The 21,961-nt window shown below is 68.6% G+C and carries 21 protein-coding genes and 1 riboswitch; of the genes, 18 read left to right on the top strand and 3 right to left on the bottom strand.

From position 1 onward, the window contains the following. Positions 1 to 545 precede the first annotated feature (545 nt). The 5 genes from ACTJLF_RS25560 to arsC all read left to right on the top strand — a co-directional run bounded on the left by ACTJLF_RS25560 (position 546) and on the right by arsC (position 6,133). Entirely contained in the window at positions 546 to 1,637 is a 1,092-nt protein-coding gene (locus ACTJLF_RS25560) for a DNA glycosylase AlkZ-like family protein (RefSeq protein WP_440884137.1), read from the top strand. A gap of 268 nt (positions 1,638 to 1,905) precedes the next feature. Beyond that, positions 1,906 to 4,104 carry a TonB-dependent siderophore receptor gene (locus ACTJLF_RS25555; RefSeq protein WP_440884136.1) on the top strand — a complete coding sequence of 733 codons (2,199 nt, stop codon included), beginning with the start codon at positions 1,906 to 1,908 and terminating at the stop codon, positions 4,102 to 4,104. A 99-nt stretch (positions 4,105 to 4,203) separates the two neighbouring features. Further along, a riboswitch (FMN riboswitch) is annotated at positions 4,204 to 4,375 on the top strand. Positions 4,376 to 4,475: 100 nt separating this feature from the next. Continuing rightward, positions 4,476 to 4,988: a 6,7-dimethyl-8-ribityllumazine synthase gene (locus ACTJLF_RS25550; RefSeq protein WP_019653338.1), complete on the top strand. Its 513-nt coding sequence runs from the start codon at positions 4,476 to 4,478 to the stop codon at positions 4,986 to 4,988. Between the two features lie 40 nt (positions 4,989 to 5,028). Beyond that, positions 5,029 to 5,712, top strand: a complete 684-nt coding sequence (locus ACTJLF_RS25545) for a glutathione S-transferase family protein (RefSeq protein ID WP_132750632.1) — start codon at positions 5,029 to 5,031, stop codon at positions 5,710 to 5,712. 40 nt (positions 5,713 to 5,752) lie between these two features. Then, complete coding sequence (gene arsC / locus ACTJLF_RS25540; protein ID WP_019653340.1) at positions 5,753 to 6,133, top strand: arsenate reductase (glutaredoxin); 381 nt, start codon at positions 5,753 to 5,755, stop codon at positions 6,131 to 6,133. Positions 6,134 to 6,137: 4 nt separating this feature from the next. Here arsC and queG read toward each other — a convergent pair whose 3' ends face one another. Beyond that, a complete protein-coding gene (gene queG, locus ACTJLF_RS25535) occupies positions 6,138 to 7,211 on the bottom strand; it encodes a tRNA epoxyqueuosine(34) reductase QueG (protein WP_440884135.1) in 1,074 nt (357 codons plus the stop codon). On the opposite strand from queG, the gene tsaE reads away from it, so the two are divergent. The 3 genes from tsaE to ACTJLF_RS25520 all read left to right on the top strand — a co-directional run bounded on the left by tsaE (position 7,197) and on the right by ACTJLF_RS25520 (position 9,628). Beyond that, positions 7,197 to 7,703, top strand: coding sequence for a tRNA (adenosine(37)-N6)-threonylcarbamoyltransferase complex ATPase subunit type 1 TsaE (gene tsaE / locus ACTJLF_RS25530; RefSeq protein ID WP_132750631.1), 507 nt, complete (start codon positions 7,197 to 7,199; stop codon positions 7,701 to 7,703). The genes queG and tsaE overlap by 15 nt on opposite strands. Beyond that, positions 7,700 to 9,172 (top strand): N-acetylmuramoyl-L-alanine amidase, encoded by a 1,473-nt coding sequence (locus ACTJLF_RS25525; RefSeq protein WP_440884134.1) that lies wholly within the window; start codon positions 7,700 to 7,702, stop codon positions 9,170 to 9,172. The genes tsaE and ACTJLF_RS25525 overlap by 4 nt, the downstream gene beginning before the upstream one ends. Before the next feature lie 168 nt (positions 9,173 to 9,340). Then, the gene (locus ACTJLF_RS25520; RefSeq protein WP_020722983.1) at positions 9,341 to 9,628 is read left to right on the top strand and encodes a glycine zipper domain-containing protein; all 288 of its coding nucleotides are present in this window, start codon (positions 9,341 to 9,343) and stop codon (positions 9,626 to 9,628) included. An 82-nt stretch (positions 9,629 to 9,710) separates the two neighbouring features. Here the strand turns inward: ACTJLF_RS25520 and ACTJLF_RS25515 are convergent, their stop codons facing one another. Beyond that, entirely contained in the window at positions 9,711 to 10,382 is a 672-nt protein-coding gene (locus tag ACTJLF_RS25515) for a DedA family protein (protein WP_019653345.1), read from the bottom strand. 48 nt (positions 10,383 to 10,430) lie between these two features. On the opposite strand from ACTJLF_RS25515, the gene ACTJLF_RS25510 reads away from it, so the two are divergent. From ACTJLF_RS25510 to ACTJLF_RS25485, 6 genes are all read left to right on the top strand, one after another. Next, positions 10,431 to 10,928 carry an N-acetyltransferase family protein gene (locus ACTJLF_RS25510; RefSeq protein WP_440884133.1) on the top strand — a complete coding sequence of 166 codons (498 nt, stop codon included), beginning with the start codon at positions 10,431 to 10,433 and terminating at the stop codon, positions 10,926 to 10,928. Between the two features lie 37 nt (positions 10,929 to 10,965). Continuing rightward, complete coding sequence (gene mutL / locus ACTJLF_RS25505; protein ID WP_440884132.1) at positions 10,966 to 12,870, top strand: DNA mismatch repair endonuclease MutL; 1,905 nt, start codon at positions 10,966 to 10,968, stop codon at positions 12,868 to 12,870. 214 nt (positions 12,871 to 13,084) lie between these two features. After that, positions 13,085 to 14,059 carry an alpha/beta hydrolase gene (locus tag ACTJLF_RS25500; RefSeq protein WP_132750628.1) on the top strand — a complete coding sequence of 325 codons (975 nt, stop codon included), beginning with the start codon at positions 13,085 to 13,087 and terminating at the stop codon, positions 14,057 to 14,059. A gap of 79 nt (positions 14,060 to 14,138) precedes the next feature. Then, entirely contained in the window at positions 14,139 to 15,167 is a 1,029-nt protein-coding gene (gene miaA, locus ACTJLF_RS25495) for a tRNA (adenosine(37)-N6)-dimethylallyltransferase MiaA (RefSeq protein WP_019653349.1), read from the top strand. Beyond that, complete coding sequence (locus ACTJLF_RS25490) at positions 15,164 to 15,817, top strand: ABC transporter ATP-binding protein (protein WP_132797877.1); 654 nt, start codon at positions 15,164 to 15,166, stop codon at positions 15,815 to 15,817. The genes miaA and ACTJLF_RS25490 overlap by 4 nt, the downstream gene beginning before the upstream one ends. A gap of 208 nt (positions 15,818 to 16,025) precedes the next feature. Beyond that, complete coding sequence (locus ACTJLF_RS25485) at positions 16,026 to 17,366, top strand: TIGR03118 family protein (protein ID WP_440884131.1); 1,341 nt, start codon at positions 16,026 to 16,028, stop codon at positions 17,364 to 17,366. A gap of 12 nt (positions 17,367 to 17,378) precedes the next feature. Here ACTJLF_RS25485 and ACTJLF_RS25480 read toward each other — a convergent pair whose 3' ends face one another. Further along, positions 17,379 to 18,341: a threo-3-hydroxy-L-aspartate ammonia-lyase gene (locus ACTJLF_RS25480; RefSeq protein WP_132797873.1), complete on the bottom strand. Its 963-nt coding sequence runs from the start codon at positions 18,339 to 18,341 to the stop codon at positions 17,379 to 17,381. Positions 18,342 to 18,468: 127 nt separating this feature from the next. On the opposite strand from ACTJLF_RS25480, the gene ACTJLF_RS25475 reads away from it, so the two are divergent. The 4 genes from ACTJLF_RS25475 (at position 18,469) to ACTJLF_RS25460 (ending at position 21,945) form a co-directional block, all read left to right on the top strand. Next, positions 18,469 to 19,167, top strand: coding sequence for a GntR family transcriptional regulator (locus ACTJLF_RS25475; protein ID WP_354421198.1), 699 nt, complete (start codon positions 18,469 to 18,471; stop codon positions 19,165 to 19,167). After that, positions 19,164 to 20,039, top strand: coding sequence for a phytanoyl-CoA dioxygenase family protein (locus ACTJLF_RS25470; protein ID WP_354421200.1), 876 nt, complete (start codon positions 19,164 to 19,166; stop codon positions 20,037 to 20,039). The genes ACTJLF_RS25475 and ACTJLF_RS25470 overlap by 4 nt, the downstream gene beginning before the upstream one ends. Positions 20,040 to 20,044: 5 nt before the next feature. Then, positions 20,045 to 21,406 (top strand): NAD(P)H-dependent oxidoreductase, encoded by a 1,362-nt coding sequence (locus ACTJLF_RS25465; RefSeq protein WP_354421202.1) that lies wholly within the window; start codon positions 20,045 to 20,047, stop codon positions 21,404 to 21,406. Between the two features lie 167 nt (positions 21,407 to 21,573). Further along, the gene (locus tag ACTJLF_RS25460; RefSeq protein ID WP_019653355.1) at positions 21,574 to 21,945 is read left to right on the top strand and encodes a YciI family protein; all 372 of its coding nucleotides are present in this window, start codon (positions 21,574 to 21,576) and stop codon (positions 21,943 to 21,945) included. Positions 21,946 to 21,961 lie beyond the last annotated feature (16 nt).

Below are 21,961 nucleotides of genomic sequence, written 5' to 3'. Positions count from 1 at the left end.
GTGGCTTCCATGCAGACGTGGGCCGCAGCCTTGCCATCGGGCAGATTGGATTGCAACCATCGCAGCAGCTCCTCAAAGCCGCTTGCGTTGTTGGGGAACACCTTGGAGCGGTACTTGCTGTCCGCCCGCAGCCACGCTACATCGAGCTTCATCTTGCTGATGTCGACTCCTACCTTGCATGTCACCGTGATACTCCTTGGCAGCAGAGTCAATGCGCCACATTCGACACGCGCACCCTGATATGCGGGGTCGTCGCCAGCGCACCGGCCGGCGACGCCCCAAGACACCGTTCGAGCTACAGCGTCGAATCCGTTCGGTTCCCCAGTCTTTATTGCGGGCTGGAAAGCCCAAGGAGGAGCACAGGGTCTACCGAACGGGCTCCCTTCAGCGCTACGGGAGCGGATGAACAATATCAGGAGGAGGCCGAAGGCCGGGGGACATTCGCGGAGCAAGGTACCCGTCGGCGTGAGCGCGCCCTGAACGACGAGGAACGCACAACCCAGCGGAGCAAAGCGAAAGTCCGCCGCCTGTGCTGCAATCCTCCGATGCCTGCCCCCACCCTCGACGACCTGCGCCGCTACGCAGTCGCGCGCACCCTCTTCAAGCCCACGACACTGCCCGCCGCGATCCGCCGGCTCGGCTTCGTGCAGGCCGATCCGATCCGCGCGCCGGCGCGCGCGCAAGACCTGACGCTGCGCCACCGTGTGAAGGACTACCGCGCGGGCGATCTGGAAAGCCGCTACACGCGCCTCGCGATCGAGGAAGACTGCCTCGTCAACTACGGCTTCCTGCCGCGAGAGCATCTGGCGCTGATGCATCCGCGCGAGGCCAAGCGCGCATGGGACGCCGACACCCGGCGCAAGGCGGCCGACGTGCTCGCCTACGTGAAGGAGCACGGCCCGGTGCATCCGCGGCAGGTCGAGCAGCACTTCGCGCACGGCCGCGTCAAGAACTACTGGGGCGGCTCCAGCAACGCGACCACGCACCTGCTCGACGGCATGCACTACCGCGGCATGCTGCGCGTGGTGCGGCGCGACAGCGGCACGCGCGTCTACGAGGCGGTGACGCACGTGCCCGCGGACGACAGCCCTGCCGGGCGCGCTCGCCGCGCGGCGGCGCTCATCGAACTGGTGGTGCGCAAGTACGCGCCGCTGCCCGCATCGGGCCTCACGTACCTCGTGCGCCTGCTCGGCTACGGCGCGCCGCATCTCTCGGCGCAGACGCAGGCGGCGCTGCGCATCGCGCGCGAGGAGCTCGCCAGCTGCAGCGTCGAGGGCACCACCTGGTTCTGGCCCGCCGACGAGAACCCGGCCTCGCGCCGCCATGCACCCGACGAGGCGGTGCGCCTGCTCGCGCCCTTCGACCCTGTCGTGTGGGACCGCCGCCGTTTCGAGCTGCTCTGGGGCTGGACCTACAAGTTCGAGGCCTACACGCCAGCGCCGAAGCGCCAGTTCGGCTACTACGCGCTGCCGATGCTGTGGCACGACCGCGTGATCGGCTGGGCCAACGTGAGCGCGCCGGAAGGAAAGCTGCAGCCAGCCTTCGGCTTCGCCGACAGGAAGCCGCGCGATGCGGCCTTCCGCGCGGCGCTCGACGAAGAACTGCAGCGCATGACGCGGTTTCTGGCCGGGCGTTGATGTCTTTCTTCCTATAATCCGGCCGCTCAGCCAGCCGCCCGCAACGGGCGTGCAAGCCGTCTTCGAAGGAACGAAGACCGCAGCCGAAAAAGCTGCCCGCGACGACGCAACAAGAACCCACAAAACCCACCGGCCGCCAGCCCGAAGCGAGCCGCCGGTTTGCGCTCGTCCGAACCGAATGGATCAGAGACGAGAAGCCATGGCGCGCCCGCATCCGGCGTGCGCCGCAGCCACTCCCCCCAAACGCAGGACACAGGAGAAGCTGCACATGACATCGAAGAAGCATCGGCGCCCGGCTTGGCGCCCCAACCCGCAAATTTCCCATGCCCGCCGCGCCACGCTCGCGGCGACCGCCATGGCGCTGGGCGCCGCCGTGCCGGCCTACGCCCAGGAAAAGGACGAATCCGCCGAGACCCGCAAGGCCCTGCCCACGATCACCGTGACGGGCGACGCAGTCGAAAGCGCCACCGGCCCGGTGACCGGCTTCGTCGCCAGGCGCGGCGGCACCGCCACCAAGACCGACACGCCGCTGATCGAGACGCCGCAGGCCATCTCGGTGGTCACGCGCGACCAGATGGAGGCGCAGAGCGCGCTCACGCTGCGCGAGACCACCAACTACACGGCCGGCGTGGTGTCGAGCTACTTCGACAGCCGCGTCGACTCGTTCAAGGTGCGCGGCGGCGACGCCATTCAGTACCTCGACGGGCTGCAGCGAAGCTACGGCACCTACAACACCACGCGCGCCGATCCGTACACGCTGGAGCGGGTCGAGCTGCTGCGCGGGCCCTCTTCCGTGCTCTACGGCCAGGGGGGCATCGGCGGCGTGCTGAACCTGGTGTCGAAGCGCCCGCAGGCCGAGCTGCAGCGCGAAGTGCAGGTGCAGCTGGGCAGCCACAACCGCAAGCAGGTCGCGGCCGATTTCACCGGGCCGCTGGACACCGAGGGCAAGTGGCTCTATCGCCTGGTGGCCGTCAACCGCGACAGCGGCACGCAGGTCGACCACGTGCCCGACGACCGCATCCTGCTCGCGCCCTCGCTCACCTGGCGCCCGAACGCCGACACCTCGCTCACGCTGCAGGCGCTCTACCAGAAGGACAAGAGCGGCTCGCTGATCGGCTTCTTCCCGTGGCAGGGCACGCTGCTACCGTCGCTCTACGGCCAGATTCCCACCTCGACCTTCACCGGCGAGCCGGGCTTCGACCGCTACGACACGCGCAACACCTCGCTGGGCTACCTGTTCAGCCATCGCTTCAACGACACCTGGACCTTCAGGCAGAACCTGCGCTCGACCGAGAGCAAGGTGGTCTACAACACCTCGTACACCAGCTTCACCGCCAACAGGCTCACCAACCGCCCCGCACGCCCGGTGTTCAACGCCGACCAGCGCACCATCGAGCGCGACCTGAGCGCCACCATCAACGGCGGCAAGATGCTGCTGCTCGACAACCAGGCAGAGGCCCACTTCAAGACCGGCGCAGCCGAGCACACGCTGCTCGTCGGCGCGGACTTCCAGCGCAACGAGACCTCGCAGCTCACCGGCCGCGGCCGCGCCGGCGCGCTCGACGTGTATGCGCCGGTGTACGGCAACTACACGCCGCCCGCATTCCTCACGCGGCAGCCCGCTGTGGTGCAGAAGCAGGCCGGCATCTACGTGCAGGATCAGGTCAAGTACGGCCGCTGGGTCGGCCTGCTGGGCCTGCGCCACGACAAGGCCACCACCGACACCGAAGGCCGCCCCGCCGTGGCGGTCGACGACAAGGCGACCACCAAGCGCGCCGGCCTCGTCTACCTGGCCGACGGCGGCTGGGCTCCGTACCTGAGCTATGCGGAATCGTTCCTGCCGCTGGGCGGCGCGGACGTGAACAACACGCCCTTCAAGCCCCAGCGCGGCAAGCAGTGGGAAGCCGGCGTGAAGTGGGAGCCCGAAGGCCGGCGCACCTCGTTCATGGCGGCGGTGTACGACCTGCGCGACACCAACCGCAAGACCACCGACCCGACCAACCCGCTCAACAGCATCCAGCTCGGCGAGGTGCACGTGAAGGGGCTGGAGCTCGAATACAAGGGCAGCATCGGCCGCGACTGGGACTGGGTCGCCTCCTACGCCTACACCGACGCGCGCGTCTCGCGCAGCAACGGCACCGACCTGGGCAAGCGCATCTCGGGCGTGCCGAAGCACACGGCCTCGGCCTGGCTGATGCGGCGCTTCTCCATCGGCGGCGTGCCCGGCTTCTCCGTGGGCGGCGGCGTGCGCTACATCGGCAAGTCGTGGGATGGCATGGACGCCAACCCGGTGCCCTCGGTCACCCTGCTGGACGCGATGTTCGCCTGGGACAACGGCCCGCTGCGCCTGTCGCTCAACGTGGGCAACCTGACGGACAAGGTGCAGTTGACCACCTGCCTGGCGCGCGGCGACTGCTTCTACGGCCAGCGCCGTACCGTGACTGCGGCGGCCACGTATCGCTTCTGAAGAAAATCCCCGCCCGGGCGAAGGTCTGGCGCGGGGGCGACAGGCTCCCTCCGGGGCCGACACCTACAATCGGCCCCGCTGTCCGGCTCGCCGGGCAGCAAGCGTTCTCAGGGCGGGGTGAAACTCCCCACCGGCGGTGATGGCGGTGTCTTCCGAAAGGAAAAGCCGCACAAGCCCGCGAGCGCCCGGAGCTTGCAACGAGCTTCGGGGTCAGCAGATTTCGGTGCGATTCCGAAGCCGACGGTCACAGTCCGGATGAAAGAGAGCGCGAAATGCGGGCCTGCCCGCGCGTCCGGCTTCGGCCCGCGCGCGAGCTGCCTTGCGGTTTCGTGCGCCCTGATTCAGGAAACCTGCTTTCTCAGAGGCACACCATGAGTCAGATCAACGACCTTCCCCTTTCCGCCGTCACCGCGTCGGGTTCGCCACGCGGCACGCGCATCGCCTTCGTCGAGGCGCAGTGGCATTCCGACATCGTCCACCAGGCGCGCGACGCCTTCCTCGAGGAGATGGAGCGCCTGGGCGTGGCGCGCGATCTCATCGACATCTTCGACGTGCCGGGCGCCTTCGAGATCCCGCTGCACGCCAAGCGCCTCGCCAACTCCGGCAAGTACGCAGCCATCATCGGCTGTGCGCTGGTGGTCGACGGCGGCATCTACCGCCACGAGTTCGTGGCGAACACGGTGGTCAGCACGCTGATGTCGCTGCAGCTGGAGACCGACGTGCCGATCTTCTCGGCCGTGCTCACGCCGCATCACTTCCACGAACACGTGGAGCACCGCAAGTACTTCCACCGCCACTTCGCGGTCAAGGGCACGGAAGTGGCCGAGGCCTGCGTCAAGACGCTCGAAGGGCTGAAGAAGGTGGACGCGCTCCTGGCCGCCTGACCTACGTGACAAGGCCGGCGGGCCTGCGTAACCTGCGCGGATGACCAGCCCATCCGCCTCCGCACGCGAAGACCGCTACACCCTCTACGGCGCGCCCGGCTCGGGCGCCACGCCCATCCACGCGGCGCTCACGCTGATTGGCGCGCAGGTCGAGACCATCGACATCGCTCCGTGGGAGGGCGATGCCGAGCGCGAGCGCGTCGCCGGTGTCAACCCGATGCGGCAGGTGCCGGCGCTCGTGCTGCCGTCGGGCGAGGTGATGACCGAGAGCGCGGCCATCCTGATCTGGCTGGGCGACCGCTATCCCGAGGCGCAGCTCTGCCCCGCGCCCGACGACCCGCTGCGCGCGCGCTACCTGCGCTGGATGGTCTACCTGCCGGCCGCCATCTACTCGATGTTCTGGGTGCGCGACGAGCCTTCGCGCCTCGTGCCCGACCCGGCCGCGCAAGCCGCGATGCTCGAACGCACCGCCGAGCGCATCGCGCATTGCTGGCAGCTGATGGATTCGCAGATCGACGAACCAGCGCCCTACCTGCTGGGCGAGAAGATCAGCATGCTCGACCTGTACGTGACCGTGGTGTCGCGCTGGACGCCGCGCCGCCGGCGCTTCTATCGCGTGGCGCCACGCATGACGCAGGTGGTGCGCCGCGTGGATGCCGATCCGCGCCTGGCGGAGTTCTGGGCGGCGCGCTTCCCGTTCTCGATGGACGCGCAGGAAAGCTGAGCCCTCGGCCCCCGCCATCGGGTTTCCTATCATCGGCACCATGACCGCACGCACCCCGACCACCGCCTACCCGATGACGATCTACCACAAGCCCAACTGCAGCACGTCGCGCAACGTGCTGTCGTTGATCCGCGAAAGCGGCGTGGAGCCCGAGATCGTTCTCTATCTTGAAACACCGCCCTCGAAGAAGAAGCTGCGCGAGCTCTCGAAGGCCATGGGCATGGGCGCGCGCGATCTGCTGCGCACAAAGGAAGCGCCCTACGAGGAGCTGAACATCGCCGATCCGAAATGGACCGACGACCAGATCTTCGACTTCATCGTGGAGCACCCGATCCTGCTGCAGCGGCCCATCGTGGTGTCACCTCGCGGCACGCTGATGTGCCGGCCGTGGGAGCGCGTGCGCGAGATCCTGCCGGCCTGAAGCCTCAGTTCGCGGGGTCCTGCGCGAGACCCCAGGCGACGTGCTCGCGCACCAGCTCGCTCGGGTGCTCGGCACGCGTCGCCAACGCTTCCTTCGCACCGCCCTCGCCCGAACGCACCGCATTGCCCAGCGCCACCGCGATATTGCGCAGCCAGCGTTCATGGCCGATGCGGCGGATCGGACTGCCTTCGGTGCGGCGAAGGAAATCCTGCTCGGTCCATGCGAACAGGTCGGCCAGGGTGCGGCCGGTGAGTTCCTGGCGCGCGTCGAAGTCGGGCAGCGTGCTCTTCTTCGCGAACTTGTTCCAGGGGCAGATCAGCTGGCAATCGTCGCAGCCGTAGATGCGGTTGGCCATCAGCGGGCGCAGCTCGAGCGGGATGGGCCCGCCATGCTCGATGGTGAGGTACGAGATGCAGCGGCGTGCGTCGAGCCGCTTCGGCGCGATGATGGCCTGCGTCGGGCACACGTCGATGCAGGCGCTGCAGCTGCCGCAGTGCGCGGTGACGGGCTCGCTCGGCGGCAACTCCATGTCGACGTAGATCTCGCCCAGGAAGAACATCGAGCCGGCGTCGCGGTCGAGCACCAGCGTGTGCTTGCCGCGCCAGCCCTGGCCGCTGCGCGAGGCCAGCTCGGCCTCGAGCACGGGGGCCGAGTCGGTGAAGGCGCGGTGCCCGAAGGGGCCGACCTCCTCGGCGATTTGCTCCGCCAGCTTCGCGAGCCGGTTGCGCACCACCTTGTGATAGTCGCGCCCTCGCGCATAGACCGAGACGATGGCCTCGCCGGGACGCTTGAGGCGGCCGAACTCGATGGCCTGCCACTCGGGCTCGGTGCTGCGCGGCAGGTAGTCCATGCGCGCGGTGATCACGCTCACCGTGCCCGGCACCAGCTCGGCCGGACGCGCGCGGCGCGCGCCGTGCGTTGCCATGTATTGCATCTCGCCATGGAACCCATGGGCCAGCCATTGCATCAGACCGGCCTCGGCGCTCGACAGATCGACGCCCGCGATTCCGATTTGGGAGAATCCGAGTTCCCTGGCCAAGGCCTGAATACGAACAACGAGTGGATGGCTGACGATCACTTGCCGATTGTAGAAACGCACAAGAGCACCCGCAGCCTGCGCTGGTGCAGCGAAGCCGACACCGAAGCATTCGCGCAGAAGCTGGCCTCGGCACCCGCATTGAGCAATGCCTTCATCGAACTGCATGGCGACCTCGGCGCCGGCAAGACCACTTTCGTACGCCACCTGCTTCGCGCCCTGGGCATCTCCGGACGCATCAAGAGCCCCACCTACGCGGTGGTCGAGCCCCACGAGGCGCCCGACGGGCTGCAGATCTTCCATTTCGACTTCTATCGCTTCGCCGATCCGCGCGAATGGGACGACGCCGGCTTCCGCGACATCTTCGCGGGACCGGGCCTCAAGCTGGCCGAATGGCCGGACAACGCCGCGGGCCGTACGCCAATTGCCGACCTCGCTATTAAAATAGAAGCAATGACTGACGACACACGCAGCGTGACCCTCCTGGCGAACACCGCTCGCGGCAGCGATCTGCTGGCGCGCATCGCCGCATGAAGGCGGCCGGCCTGAAACGGCGCGTGCTGCTGCAAGGCGGCAGCATCGCGCTGATGCTCGGCGTGCACCAGATCGCGCGCGGCGCCACCATCCTCGCCGTGCGCGTGTGGCCCGCCGCCGACTACACGCGCGTGACCATCGAGTCCGACGCACGCCTGAACTCGCAGCAGCTCGTGGTGGGCAGCCCGCCGCGGCTTGCGGTCGACATCGAGGGCATCGACCTCAACCCCGAACTGCGCGAGCTCGTCGGCAAGATCAAGCCCGGCGACCCGTACATCAATGGCCTGCGCGTCGGCCAGAACGCGCCGAAGGTGGTGCGCATCGTGTTCGACCTGAAGCAGGCCGTGGTGCCCCAGGTGTTCTCGCTCGCGCCCGTGGCCGCCTACAAGCACCGGCTGGTGCTCGACCTCTATCCCGAGCAGGCGATCGACCCGATGGAAGCGCTGATCGCCGAGCGCCTGCGCGATGCGCCGCGCAGCTTCGGTGGCGGCTCCGCAGTCGCCGTCGCGCCGCCGGCAACCGCGCCTGCGCCCGCCGCGGATCCACTGGGCGACCTGATGGCGCAGCAGTCGATGCGACCCGGTCCGCAATCGCCGCCGCCCGCATCAACGGCCGGCGGCGACAGGCCCTCGATGCCGCCGCCCCCGCCCGTGGTGGCCGCGGCGCCGCCCGCCAGGCCCCCTATGCCGTCCGCGCCGCCCGTGCCACCCCCACCACCGGTGGCCGCCACGGCCAATCGCACCGACCGAATCATCATCGTGGCGCTCGACCCCGGCCATGGCGGCGAAGACCCCGGCGCCATCGGCCCCAACGGCACGCGCGAGAAAGACATCGTGCTGCAGGTGGCCCACCGCCTGCGCCAGCGCATCAACGCGAGCAGCGTGAACGGCAGCCCCATGCGCGCCTTCCTCACGCGCGACGCCGACTTCTTCGTGCCGCTGGGCGTGCGCGTGCAGAAGGCGCGGCGCGTGCAGGCCGACCTGTTCGTGAGCATCCACGCCGACGCCTTCACCACCCCCGCTGCGCGCGGCGCCAGCGTGTTCGCGCTGAGCCAGAGCGGTGCCTCCAGCAGCGCTGCGCGCTGGCTCGCCAACAAGGAGAACGACGCCGACCGCGTCGGCGGCGTGAACGTGGGCAACCACGAGGCCCAGGTGCAGCGCGCGCTGCTCGACATGAGCACCACCGCGCAGATCAACGACAGCCTCAAGCTCGGCGGCGCGATGCTCGGCGAGATCAAGGGTATCGGCGCGCGGCTGCACAAGGGCCAGGTCGAACAGGCCGGCTTCGCGGTGCTGAAGGCGCCCGACATTCCGAGCGTGCTGGTGGAGACCGCCTTCATCAGCAATCCGGAAGAAGAAGCCAACCTGCGCCGCGTCGACTACCAGGAGAACCTGGCCGATGCGCTGATGCGCGGCATCCAGCGCTACTTCGCGCAGAACCCGCCGCTGGCGCGCAGCCGGCAGCTCTAGCCGCCGGCCGGTGACAGCCGGCGCCGGCCGGTTGTAGGGCCAAAGCATGCACTCCTGTCCCACGCGGTTCGCCCCGCGAGTCCGCACAGGCACGTGCGGCAGGTTCCTACACGGCGCCCAAGGGTGTTCTGGACATGATGAACCATCACTCATCGAAAGGTGGAAATCATGAAGACACGTCTCTGGATCGCTGCAGCCGCAGCCACTTCCGTCTTGACGATTGCGGGTTGCGCAAGCGGCCCCAATCAGAACCTCGGGACCGGGGTGGGCGCAGTGGGCGGCGCACTGGTTGGCAATGCCATCGGCGGCAATACCGCGAGCACCGTGGGCGGCGCGGCCATCGGCGGCATCATCGGCAACCAGGTCGGCCGCAACGCCGACGAACGCAACTATTACAACCAGCAACGCTATCCACGCGGCAGTGGCTACTACCCGGGCAACGGCCCGAACTACTGATACACGGCCTGGACAGCAGGCCTGAACTGAAAAGCGCGCCCGAGGGCGCGCTTTTTCATGGATGGATGGAAGGTATCGAAGATCAGGCCTGCGAAGCCTGCTGCGCCTCGCGCGCCTTCTCGGCCTTCGAGGCCTTCCACGCGCCATAGATGGCCAGGAGGCCCGGCACGAAGATCAGCGCCCAGATGATCTTGTCCAGATGCTGGCGCACGAACGGCAGGTTGCCGAAGAAGTAGCCGGCGGTGGCGATGCCCAGCACCCAGATCAATGCGCCCACCACGTTGAACATCGTGAACTTCGCGCGGCTCATCTCGGCCACGCCCGCCACGAAGGGCGCGAAGGTGCGGATGAAGGGCATGAAGCGCGCGAGGATGATGGTGATGCCGCCGTAGCGCTCGTAGAACGAATGGGCCTGGTCGAAGGCCTTGCGGTTGAAGAAGCGTGAGTTCTCCCACTGGAACACCTTCGGCCCGAAGTAGCGGCCGATGGAGTAGTTGCACTGGTCGCCCAGGATCGCGGCCGCGATCAAGATCCCGCAGGCCAGTGGATAGTTCATGAGCCCCGCGCCGCACAGCGCGCCGACGATGAAGAGCAGCGAGTCGCCGGGCAGGAACGGCATCACCACCGCGCCGGTTTCCACGAAGACGATGAGGAACAGCAAGGCGTAGACCCAGGGGCCGTAGGCGATGACGAAGGCCTCGAGGTGCTTGTCGACGTGAAGGATGAAGTCGACGAGAAAGCTGATGATTTCCATGGCCGCGGATTATCCTTGCTCGATCCCGACGCCCCCGTGAATCACCCCATGCTGCACATACGCGCCGCCACCTATGTCGACTGGCCCGCCATCTGGTCGGTCCTCGAGCCGACCTTCCGCCGCGGAGATACCTACACCTATCCCCCCGACGTGACCGAAGAGCAGGCGCGCGATTCGTGGATGAAAGTGCCCACGGCGACTTTTGTCGCCTGCAACGACGAGGGCACGGTGCTCGGCACCTACGTCATCCGGCCCAACCAGCCCGGCCAGGGCTCGCACGTAAGCAATTGCGGTTACGTGGTGTCCGATGCGGCGCGCGGCATGGGCGTGGCATCTGCCCTGTGCGAACACTCGCAGCAGGAGGCCCTGCGCATGGGCTTTCGTGCGATGCAGTTCAACTTCGTGGTGTCCACCAACGAAGGCGCGGTGCGGCTGTGGGGCAAGATGGGCTTCGAGATCGTCGGCACGCTGCCTGGTGCCTTCAGGCATCCACGGCATGGCTTCGTGGATGCGTACGTGATGTTCAAGCAGCTGCAGCAGCCCTGAGCCGGCGCCCCAATGGCCCCGCTTTTAGAATGCCCCGGTGAGCGCCCTCCCCACCTCCATCGCCCCCGCACAACGCCGCCCGATCCGCGAGCTTCCCGACGAGCTGATCAGCCAGATCGCCGCAGGTGAAGTCGTCGAACGTCCGGCTTCGGTGGTGCGCGAGCTGCTGGACAACGCGCTGGACGCGGGTGCCAGCCAGGTCACTGTGCGGCTGGCCTCGGGCGGCGTGCGGCTGATCTCCGTGGAAGACGACGGCCTGGGCATTCCGCGCGAGGAACTCACGGTGGCCCTGCGCCGCCATGCCACCAGCAAGATCGCCAGCCTCGACGACCTGGAGACGGTCGGCACGATGGGCTTTCGCGGCGAGGCGCTGGCCGCCATCAACGCCATTGCCGAGCTCAGCATTCTTTCGCGCTTCACGGGCTCCGATTCCGCATTCGCGCTCGACGGGCGCACCGGCGAGCTGCGGCCGGTGGCCCGCTCCACCGGCACCACGGTCGAGGTGCGCGAGCTGTTCTTCGCGACCCCCGCGCGCCGCAAGTTCCTGAAGACCGATGCCACCGAGCTGGCCCATTGCATCGAGGCGGTGCGCCGCCACGCGCTGGCGCGGCCCGAAGTGGGCTTCTCGGTCTGGCACGACGGAAAGCTCATCGAGCAGTGGCGCGCCGCCGCCACGCGCGAGCAGCGGCTGGCCGATGCGCTGAGCGACGAGTTCGTGGCGCAGAGCGTGGCGGTCGAGCGCGAGGCCGGTCCGGTGCGCGTGGTCGGCCGAGCCGGCATTCCCGATGCGGCGCGCTCGCGGGGCGACCACCAGTTCTTCTACGTCAACGGGCGCTTCGTGCGCGACAAGGTGCTGTCGCACGCGGTGCGCAGCGCCTATGAGGACGTGCTGCACGGCCAGCGCCAGCCGGTGTATGCGCTGTACCTGGAAATCGATCCGTCGCGCGTCGACGTGAACGTGCACCCCACCAAGATCGAAGTGCGCTTCCGCGACGGGCGCGAGGTGCACCAGGCGGTGCGCCACGCCATCGAGGATGCGCTCGCGGCCCCCCGCGCCGGCGATGCCGTGGCGCCCACGGGCGCGCCGCAGCCCTTCTTCAAGCAGGCGCCGCTGCCGCCGAATGCCGGCTGGGCGCAGCCGGCGATGGACTTCGCGCCGCGCGAACAGCGAGGCACCGGCGACTTCGAGGCCATGTGGCCGCAGCGCAGCAGCAACGATCAGGCCCCGCTGCATGCGGCGGAACCTGCCGCTGCGCCTCCCTGGCCCGCAGCGAGCGCGTCCGCTGCGAGCTTCCAGGCGCCGGCCGCGCTGCCCCCTGGCGCGGGCCGCCCCCAGTCCATCGCCAACAACGACGAAGCCTGGCCGCTGGGCCGGGCGCTGGCCCAGCTGCAGGGTGTGTACATCCTGGCCGAGAACAGCCAGGGCCTGGTGATCGTCGACATGCACGCGGCGCACGAGCGCATCGTCTACGAGCGGCTCAAGACGCAGCTCGACGGCGCGGCGATCAGCAGCCAGCCGCTGCTGATCCCGGCCACCTTCGCGGCCACGCCGCAGGAAGTGGCCACGGCCGAGGCCTGCGCCGAGGTGCTGCCGACGCTGGGGCTCGAGATCACGCCCTTCTCGGCACGCACGCTGGCGGTGCGCGCCGTGCCCGGAACGCTGGCCGATGGCGATCCGGTGGAGCTCGCGCGCAGCGTGCTGGCAGAACTGGGCCAGCACGACGCCAGCACCGTGGTGCAGCGCGCCCAGAACGAACTGCTGTCCACCATGGCCTGCCATGGCGCGGTGAGGGCCAACCGCAAGCTCACCATCGACGAAATGAATGCGCTGCTGCGCCAGATGGAGGCGACCGAGCGCTCCGACCAGTGCAACCACGGCCGGCCGACCTGGCGCCAGCTTTCGATCCGCGAGCTGGATTCGCTCTTCATGCGTGGCCGATAAGCGGCAAAACGCGGCCGATCTGCGGCTTTCGGACATCTTTAAGCCTTTTTTCTAGGGTTTTCCGCAGTCGGCGAAATCCCAGGCACATCCGTTGCATGTGCTCGGTAAAGTGCCCGCGAGCACTGTTTCAGGGAGTTACCTCGATGCTGTGTCGGCGCATCAAGGTGAAAGCACGTGAACTTTCGAGCCGACTCCGCTGTCCCTCAAACCCATGATGAAACGCTGGACCCTCCTCGCGTCTGTCCTCTCGCTGTGTGCCCTGCTCGCCGCCGGCTGCTCGACGCTCGACGAACAGCAGCGCGAATGGATCTTCCAGCCCAGCGACCGCAGCTGGGGCAACACCGCCGCCATGGCTCAGGGCATGGAGGACGTGTGGATCGACTTCCAGTCCTCCATCACCGGCGAACCCGTCCGCCTGCACGGCCTGTGGCTCGGCGGCGCGCCCGAAACCACCGCCACCCCGGTGCTGCTGTACCTGCATGGCGCCCGTTACAACGTGGCCGGCTCCGCACCGCGCATCCAGCGCATGCATGAACTGGGCTTCTCCGTGCTGGCCATCGATTACCGCGGTTTCGGGAAGAGCTCCAAGGGCCTGCCTTCTGAGGAAACGGCCCGCGAGGACGCCCGCGCCGCCTGGACCTGGCTGGCCGCGCGCCACCCGAAGCAGCACCGTTACATCTTCGGCCATTCGCTCGGCGGCGCCATCGGCATCGACCTGGCCTCGCACGTGAACGACGAGAGCGGCACCATCGTCGAAAGCACCTTCACCTCCATCGCCGACGTGGTCAGCGGCTTCAAGTGGGGCTGGCTGCCCTTCGGCCCCTTCATCACGCAGCGCTTCGAGGCGATCAAGGCGGTCAAGGACATCGGCGCGCCGCTGCTGGTGGTGCACGGCACCGCCGACAGCCTGATCAACCCGACCCTGGGCCGCAAGCTGTACGACGCGGCCACCGTGCCGAAGATGTTCGTACTGGTCGAGGGCGGTTCCCACCACAACACCAACTCGGTCGGCGAGGCGCAGTACCGGGCGGCGCTGACCCAGCTTTTCCGCATGAAGCCGGAGAACATGGTCGCGAGCAATGCCACCGTCCGGCCGACGCCGCGGCTCGCGCCGCCCGCATCTTCCTCCCCGCTCACTCCGCAGGACGTGAGCGGCAAGCTGCAGCCGACGGTGCCTGCTGCGATCTGAGGGCGCTCGCTCAAGCGGCTCGCGCCATTTGGGCCCGGCGGGCTGCCGGGCTCGCGCCATTTGCTACGCTCGGCGCACCATGTCTCCCAGTTCCGTTGCGGCCGCGAAGGCCGCCACCGCGGCCTCGCCCGACGCCGTTCCTCGCTCGAATCCCCCGCGCTACGTCGCACTTGCAGGCCCGACCGCCTCGGGCAAGACGGCCGCCGCCCTGGCGCTCGCGCGCCTGCTGCCGGTGGAGATCGTCTCTGTCGATTCGGCGCTGGTCTATCGCGGCATGGACATCGGCACCGCCAAGCCCACGCCGGCCGAACAGGCCGCCGTGCCGCACCACCTGATCGACATCCTCGATCCGCGCGAGAGCTACAGCGCCGCCGCCTTCGTGGCCGATGCGACGCGGCTCATCGACGAGATCCGCTCGCGCGGCGCGCTGCCGCTGCTGGTGGGCGGCACCATGCTGTATTTCAAGGCGCTGTTCGACGGCATCGACGCCATGCCGGCAGCCGATGCCGCCGTGCGCGCGCGCATCGATGCCGACGCGGCGGCGCTGGGCTGGCCCGCCATGCATGCGCGGCTCGCGCAGGTCGATCCGGTCACCGCCGCGCGGCTCGCGCCGCAGGACAGCCAGCGGATCCAGCGCGCGCTCGAGGTGTGGGAGAGCAGCGGCCAGCCGCTGTCGAGCTTCCATGCGAGCGACAACAAGACTGCCGCCCCGGTCGAAGGCGGCATGCTGTTCTCGCTCGAACCCGCCGATCGCGCCTGGCTGCACGGGCGCATCGCCGAACGCTTTGACGCCATGCTCGCAGCCGGCTTCCTCGACGAGGTGCGCGCCCTGCGCGCGCGCGGCGACCTGTCGACCGACCTGCCTTCGATGCGCTGCGTCGGCTACCGGCAGGCCTGGGAAACGCTCGACGCGGCCGGCAGCGCCGCGCCCGATGCCAAGGCCATGGCCGACCTGCGCGAGCGCGGCATCGCCGCCACGCGCCAGCTCGCCAAGCGGCAGATCACCTGGCTGCGCAGCATGCCGCAGCGCACCGTGATCGCCTGCGACGCCCCCGATGCGGTGCAGACCGCCGTTCAACTCATGGCAAAGGCCGTCGCCCTCCGATGACGCTGCGCATTTCCAACCTCGGCAAGCACTACGGTGATGCGCCTGTCTTCGAGAACGTGACGCTCACCGTCGAGCCCGGCGAGTTCGTCGCCATCGTGGGCGAATCGGGCGTCGGCAAGTCCACGCTGCTCAACTGCATGGCCGGCCTCGACAGCTGGGACCAGGGCACGGTGATGCACGACGGCATCGACATCGGCGCACTCGACGGCGAGGCCTGCGCGCTCTGGCGGCGCCGCCACGTCGGCTTTGTGTTCCAGGCCTTCCACGTGCTTCCGCACCTCGACGTGGCGCAGAACGTGGCGCTGCCGCTGATGCTGCTGGGGCAGCAGAAGGACAGCGAAGGCCGCATCGCACACATGCTCGAGGCAGTGGGCCTGCCCGGCATGGGCACGCGGCTGCCGCAGACGCTCTCGGGCGGGCAGCTACAGCGCGTGGCCATCGCGCGCGCACTGGTGCACCGCCCCGCCCTGCTGCTGGCCGACGAGCCCACGGGCAACCTCGACCCCACCACCGCCGCGAAGGTGATGGAACTGCTCATCGGCCAGACCCGCGAGCACGGTGCCTCGCTGGTGCTGGTGACGCACTCCGAAAGCGCGGCTGCGCAGGCCGACCGGCTGCTGCACTTGCGAGCCGACGGCATCGCGGCCTGAAATTCATCTCCTGCGGTGGAAAAAGTTGGCAGAAAAGCGGCCCGGCTTCACGTCCCGCGCAAAAGGCACGGCAGGCGCAAATAGGATGCACAACCCATAGCCAGGACACCTGCGAACACACCGATGCCTTGATTCCACAGGGCTGGTGGTCCCGCGTGCTCAGCCAATCGAAAAACGGCTTTGCAATGCAATCAGGGAGGACCATCCAATGTTCGACAGAAGAAATTTCGTTCTGGGCGCCATCGCTTCATCGGCACTGGCAGCCTGCGGCGGGGGCGGCAGCGACAGCGCCGCCAATCCGTGTTCGTCGGCGCCGATCGCCTGCCGCGGCATCGGCGGCAGCAACCTCGGCGCCAGCGTCAACCGCTACCGGCAGACCAATCTGCTGGCCAGCCACTCGCGCTACGGCGCTCACTTCACGGAGCCGGAGTTCGTCAACGGCTGGGGAATCGCCATCCGTCCGGCGGGCGCGGGCGGTCATTTCTGGGTCGCCGGAGGCGGCACGTCCTGGCAGTACCTCGGTGACGTGATGCGCTCGGCCGATCCGGCGTTGCGTACGCTAAAACAGGACGGCTTGCGCAAGGTGAGCGTGCCCGGCTCCGACGCTTCAACCGGCGATGCGAGCGCGGGCAAGGTCACCGGCGTCGTATTCAACGGCGCGGCACTGACCTCGGAGCTGCTGCGGGTGCGGGGCCAGCCCGCCGGCGACCGCATGCTCGACGGCAGCGCACGCTTCGTCTTCGTCACCGACAGCGGCAGCGTGAGCGCCTGGACCGAGCGCGATGCCGAGACCGGCACCATCGTGCGCGTGGACGGCCCGGCCGTGGAAGTCTTCAACGGTGCCGCACAGGGCATGGCGTTCTTCGGCGCGGCCATCCATACCGGCCACTGGGACCGCCTCTGGCTGGCCGACTTCGGCGCCCAGCCGCAGATACGCACGCTCGATGCGCAATGGCAGCTCGTGCCCACGAGGGGCTTCGCCAATCCTTTCGCGAGCGGCCCCGCCGGCACGGCACGGCCCGGCGACCCGGTGCCTTTCAACATCCAGGTGGTGAACGACGGCAGGCAGGACCGGGTCTTCGTGCTCTACGCGATCAGCCAGCCCGATCCGGCCAATGCGGACGCGTTCCTTGCAGGTGAAGAACAAAGCCTGGACGCCGCGGCAGAAGCCGCTTCGGGCAACCGGCCCGCGCGGGGCAGGCTGGCCGAATTCGACCTGGACGGCAGGCTGCTGCGCATCTACGCGGACGATGGGCGGCTCAATGCCCCCTGGGGCGTGGCGATCGCACCGGCCGACTTCGGTGCAATGTCGGGCCGGCTGCTGGTCGGCAATTTCGGCGGCGCGGGCCGCATCTGCGCTTTCGACCTGGACAACGGGCAATACCTGGACGATCTGCGCGACGGCCAAGACCGCCCGTTGGCCATCGCAGGCCTGTGGGGCCTGCAGTTCGGCAACGGAGTGGCCCTGGGCGACAGCAACGCGCTCTACTTCGCGGCCGGCCCCGGGGACGAGACCGAAGGGCTCTTCGGCTCGCTGCGCGCGGCCTGAGCGCAGAGCCGCTTACTGCGGCGCGATAAGCGCCGCGAAGCGCGACAGGTCGACGTTGCCGCCGCTGATCAGCACGCCCACGCGCTGGCCTGCAATGGCCTTGCCTGCAGCGATGGCGCCTGCGAAGGCGAGGCAACCGGTGGGCTCCACCACCATCTTCATGCGCTCGGCGAAGAAGCGCATCGCTTCGACGAGCTGCTCGTCGGTGACGGTGAAGATGTCGTCCACGTCGCGGCGGATGATGCCGAAGGTGTATTCGCCAAGATGCTGCGTCTGCGCGCCGTCGGCGATGGTCTTCGGGGTTTCGATGTGCACGATCTTCCCGGCGCGGAACGACTGCTGGCCGTCGTTGCCGGCCTCGGGCTCCACGCCGTAGACCTTGCACTGCGGCGACAGCGCGCGCGCCGACAGCGCCGAGCCCGAGAGAAGCCCGCCGCCGCCCAGGCAGACGAACAGGTGGTCGAGCGGGCCGGTCTCCTCGATCAGCTCCTTCACCGCGGTGCCCTGGCCAGTGAGCACGTCGGGGTGGTCGTAGGGCGGGATCATCGTCATGCCGCGCTCCTGCGCGAGCTTCCTGGTCAGCGCCTCGCGGTCTTCGGTGAAGCGGTCGTACATCACGACCTCGGCGCCGTAGCCCTTGGTGGCGGCGACCTTGGCGGCCGGCGCGTCCTTGGGCATGACAATGACGGCGGGCATCTGCAGCAGGCGCGCCGACAGCGCGATGGCCTGCGCGTGGTTGCCCGACGAGAAGGCGATCACGCCGCCCTTGCGCTGCGCGGCATCGAACTTCGACAGCGCGTTGAAGGCGCCGCGGAACTTGAAGGCGCCCATGCGCTGGAAGTTCTCGCACTTGAAGAAGAACTCTGCGCCCCAGCGCTCGTTGGCGGTGGTGGAGCGCAGCACCGGCGTGCGGTGGGCGTGGCCTTCGAGCCGCGCGGCCGCGGCGATGACGTCGTCGTAGGTGGGTAGTTGCATGAGGCCGAGCTTAGCGGCGGCTTCCGGTCTTTTGCAGCCCCGATGGGTAAAAACCCGCTATCTGCGACAGCGGCGAACTCCGTACTCTGTATACAGAGTTCAAAGAAACCGGCGCAAGGAGACAACCATGCCCGCCCAGCTCGTCAGCATCGAGGTCGCGCCCGACCTCGTCGACCAGGTCTACCGCGCCCTGCTCGGCGCCATCAGCAGCGGCACGCTTGCACCCTGCGAGCGCATTACGCAGGAAGACATCGCGCAGCGCCTCTCGGTGTCGCGCCAGCCGGTGCTGCAGGCACTGCGGCTTCTGAAGAAGGACGGCTTCGTGCTCGACGCGCCCGGCCGCGGCGTGCTGGTGGCCCCGCTGGAAGCGGAGGCGATGCGCAAGGTCTACCAGGTGCGCGGCGCGCTCGATGCCCTGGCCGCGAGGCTGGCGGCGCGGCAGCGCTTTCGCATCGACCCCAAACTCATCGAGCGCGGGCGGCGTGCCGCGCGCGGGCGCAACGTGGAAGCCATGATCGATGCCGACGTCGCCTTCCATCAGGCCATTTACGAGGCCTCGGGCAATCCGTTGATTGCGCAGAGCGCCGATCCGCATTGGCGCCACCTGCGCCGCGCGATGGGCGCGGTGCTGCAGGCCGAGCCGCAGCGCGAGACGCTGTGGGACGAGCACGAGGCCATTGCCGAAGCCATCGCGGCAGGCAACGCGGACCGTGCCGCGCGCCTGAGCGAGGAACACGTCTCGCGGGCCAGCGAGGCACTGAGCGAGCGGCTGCTGGCACATGCGGCATCCGCCAACACCCCCAAGCAGAAAGGAGACAAGGCATGAAGCTCACCCCCGAGCAGCGCGCGCAGTTCGAGCGCGACGGCTATCTGTTCTTCCCCGGCCACTTCTCGGCCGAAGAAACCAGGGCACTGACCGATGCGGTGCCCGACCTCTACGCGAAGCGCGAGGCCTTCAACGTGCGCGAGAAAGGCTCCGACGCCGTGCGCACGAACTTCGCGGCGCACCTAGTGAGCGAGCCCTTCGCGCGGCTCGCGCGCCATCCGCGCATGGTCGAGCCGGTGGTCGATCTCTTCGGCGAGGAGGTCTACATGCACCAGTTCAAGATCAACGGGAAGATGGCCTTCGAAGGCGACGTGTGGCAGTGGCACCAGGACTACGGCACCTGGCTCAACGACGACCTGATGCCCACCGAGCGCGCGATGAACGTGGCGATCTTTCTGGACGACGTGAACGAGCACAATGGTCCGCTGATGTTCATCCCGGGCAGCCACCGCAAGGGCGTGGTCGATGCGAAGCACGACCTCACGACCACCAGCTACCCGCTTTGGACCGTCGACAACGACCTGATCCGCCAGTTGGTGGAGCGCGCCGGCGGCAAGCAGGGCGGCATCGTCTCGCCCAAGGGGCCGGCCGGCTCGATGATCCTGTTCCACAGCTGCCTGGTGCATGCCTCGGGCAGCAACCTCTCGCCCTTCAACCGCGTGGCGGTGTACCTGAGCCTGTGCGCGGTCAGCAACCACATCCGCCGCCACAAGCGCCCCGAGTACATCGCCCACCGCGACTTCACGCCCATCGAGCTGCTGCCCGACGACTGCCTGCTCAAGCCCTACCCTGTGGACGTGCCGTGGAAGAACGGCCTGCCCGACAGCGCGCTGCGCACCTCGCTCGACGTGCTCGACACGGTGGAGGCCTGAACGACATGAGCCTCCACGCCCGCCTGCAGCAGCGCGCCGCCGAAGGCCGCCCCATCCGCATCGGCCTGATCGGCGCCGGCAAGTTCGGCTCGATGTACCTCGCGCAGATTCCGCGCACGCCCGGCGTGCAGCTGATGGCGATAGCCGACCTGTCGCCGGATGCGGCCCGCGTCAACCTCGAGCGCGTGGGCTGGGAGCGCGAACGCGCCACGGCCGCATCGGTGCAGGAGGCGCTGAAACAGGGCACCACCTGGATCACCGACGACTGGCAGGCCGTGACGCGCGAGCCCTCCATCGACATCGTGGTCGAGTGCACCGGCAACCCCATCGCGGCGGTCGATCACTGCCTCGATGCCTTCGCCCACGGCAAGCATGTGGTGAACGTGACCGTGGAGGCCGACGCCTTCTGCGGCCCGCTGCTCGCGCGCAAGGCCCAGCAGGCCGGCGTGGTCTATTCGCTGGCCTTCGGCGACCAGCCGGCGCTGATCTGCGACCTGGTCGACTGGGCGCGCACCTGCGGCTTTCCGGTGGTGGCGGCCGGGCGCGGCCACAAGTGGCTGCCGCACTTCACCGAATCGACACCCGAGACGGTGTGGGGCAACTACGGCCTCACCCCCGAGCAGGCCAAGCGCGGCGGGCTCAACCCGAAGATGTTCAACAGCTTCCTCGACGGCTCCAAGCCTTCCATCGAAAGCTCGGCGGTCGCCAACGCCACCGGCCTGGCGGTGCCATCGGACGGCCTGCTCTACCCGCCCGCGAGCGTGGAAGACATCCCCTTCGTCACCCGGCCGAAGAGCGAAGGCGGCGTGCTGGAGCGCAAGGGCATGGTCGAGGTGGTGTCTTCGCTGGAAGCCGACGGGCGGAAGATCCCGTACGACATCCGCATGGGTGTGTGGGTCACCGTCGAGGCCGAGACCGAGTACATCAAGAACTGCTTCGAGGAGTACAACGCCCACACCGACCCAAGCGGGCGCTACTTCACGCTCTACAAGCGCTGGCACCTCATCGGGCTCGAAGTCGGCATGTCGGTGGCCAGCGTGGCGCTGCGCGGCGAGCCCACCGGCGTGGCGACCTGCTGGAACGCCGACGTGGTCGCCACCGCAAAACGCGACCTGGCTGCCGGCGAGATGCTCGATGGCGAAGGCGGCTACACCGTCTGGGGCAAGCTGCTGCCGGCCGGGCGCTCGCTGCGCCTGGGCGGCCTGCCGCTGGGGCTGGCGCACGGCATCAGCCTGGTGCGACCGGTGAAGAAGGGCCAGAGCCTGAGCTGGGCCGACGTGGCCATCGACACCACCACCGCCGCCTACAGGCTGCGCAACGAGATGGAAGCCCTGTTCGCGCCCGCGGCACGGGCAGAGGCCGCCTGACGGCTGGCCGAGAACTTTCCGCTTCGGTGCAGCCACCGTTGCACCGGGCGGCTTTCACGTAAAAAATGTTCTGCTCGGCACGAAGCCCGTGTCGAAATGCTCGCCGGCTGGCCGTCATTGTGGTGAGCGATCCTGCTCAGCAAGCTTTTCCTTGACGGAGAGACACCATGCAGTACATGTTGATGTTCTACCAGCCCGCGGCCGAATTCGAGCAGCGCGAAGACGCATCCGCGCAGGCCTACCGGGCCAGCTGGGTCGCATATGCCGACGCGGTGCGCCAGTCGGGCATCTCGCTCGGCGGCCACGGCCTCTTCCCGCCCATGACCGGCACCACGCTGCGCGTGCGCGGCGACAGGCGCCAGGTACAGGACGGCCCCTTCGCCGACACCAAGGAGCAGCTCGGAGGCTACTTCGTGATCGACGTGCCCGACCTCGACGCCGCGCTCGAATGGGCGGCGCGTGCGCCCTGCGCGACCAGCGGCGGGGTGGAGGTGCGGCCCGTCTTCGTGGCCACCGCACTGGCCGCAGCGGCGGCATGAGCGCCGCGCCGGGCCG

It is taken from the genome of Variovorax sp. 22077, from assembly GCF_052044195.1.
Taxonomy (GTDB): Bacteria; Pseudomonadota; Gammaproteobacteria; order Burkholderiales; family Burkholderiaceae_C; genus Variovorax; species Variovorax atrisoli.
This window is presented reverse-complemented; position numbering and strand designations above follow the sequence as displayed.

What these genes read in the sequence shown, in the direction of transcription:
- ACTJLF_RS25560 (WP_440884137.1), top strand. Translation starts at nt 546, where the DNA reads ATGCCTGCCCCCACCCTCGACGACCTGCGCCGCTACGCAGTCGCGCGC.
- ACTJLF_RS25555 (WP_440884136.1), top strand. Translation starts at nt 1,906, where the DNA reads ATGACATCGAAGAAGCATCGGCGCCCGGCTTGGCGCCCCAACCCGCAA.
- ACTJLF_RS25550 (WP_019653338.1), top strand. Translation starts at nt 4,476, where the DNA reads ATGAGTCAGATCAACGACCTTCCCCTTTCCGCCGTCACCGCGTCGGGT.
- ACTJLF_RS25545 (WP_132750632.1), top strand. Translation starts at nt 5,029, where the DNA reads ATGACCAGCCCATCCGCCTCCGCACGCGAAGACCGCTACACCCTCTAC.
- arsC (WP_019653340.1), top strand. Translation starts at nt 5,753, where the DNA reads ATGACCGCACGCACCCCGACCACCGCCTACCCGATGACGATCTACCAC.
- tsaE (WP_132750631.1), top strand. Translation starts at nt 7,197, where the DNA reads ATGGCTGACGATCACTTGCCGATTGTAGAAACGCACAAGAGCACCCGC.
- ACTJLF_RS25525 (WP_440884134.1), top strand. Translation starts at nt 7,700, where the DNA reads ATGAAGGCGGCCGGCCTGAAACGGCGCGTGCTGCTGCAAGGCGGCAGC.
- ACTJLF_RS25520 (WP_020722983.1), top strand. Translation starts at nt 9,341, where the DNA reads ATGAAGACACGTCTCTGGATCGCTGCAGCCGCAGCCACTTCCGTCTTG.
- ACTJLF_RS25515 (WP_019653345.1), bottom strand. Translation starts at nt 10,382, where the DNA reads ATGGAAATCATCAGCTTTCTCGTCGACTTCATCCTTCACGTCGACAAG.
- ACTJLF_RS25510 (WP_440884133.1), top strand. Translation starts at nt 10,431, where the DNA reads ATGCTGCACATACGCGCCGCCACCTATGTCGACTGGCCCGCCATCTGG.
- ACTJLF_RS25500 (WP_132750628.1), top strand. Translation starts at nt 13,085, where the DNA reads ATGAAACGCTGGACCCTCCTCGCGTCTGTCCTCTCGCTGTGTGCCCTG.
- miaA (WP_019653349.1), top strand. Translation starts at nt 14,139, where the DNA reads ATGTCTCCCAGTTCCGTTGCGGCCGCGAAGGCCGCCACCGCGGCCTCG.
- ACTJLF_RS25490 (WP_132797877.1), top strand. Translation starts at nt 15,164, where the DNA reads ATGACGCTGCGCATTTCCAACCTCGGCAAGCACTACGGTGATGCGCCT.
- ACTJLF_RS25485 (WP_440884131.1), top strand. Translation starts at nt 16,026, where the DNA reads ATGTTCGACAGAAGAAATTTCGTTCTGGGCGCCATCGCTTCATCGGCA.
- ACTJLF_RS25480 (WP_132797873.1), bottom strand. Translation starts at nt 18,341, where the DNA reads ATGCAACTACCCACCTACGACGACGTCATCGCCGCGGCCGCGCGGCTC.
- ACTJLF_RS25475 (WP_354421198.1), top strand. Translation starts at nt 18,469, where the DNA reads ATGCCCGCCCAGCTCGTCAGCATCGAGGTCGCGCCCGACCTCGTCGAC.
- ACTJLF_RS25470 (WP_354421200.1), top strand. Translation starts at nt 19,164, where the DNA reads ATGAAGCTCACCCCCGAGCAGCGCGCGCAGTTCGAGCGCGACGGCTAT.
- ACTJLF_RS25465 (WP_354421202.1), top strand. Translation starts at nt 20,045, where the DNA reads ATGAGCCTCCACGCCCGCCTGCAGCAGCGCGCCGCCGAAGGCCGCCCC.
- ACTJLF_RS25460 (WP_019653355.1), top strand. Translation starts at nt 21,574, where the DNA reads ATGCAGTACATGTTGATGTTCTACCAGCCCGCGGCCGAATTCGAGCAG.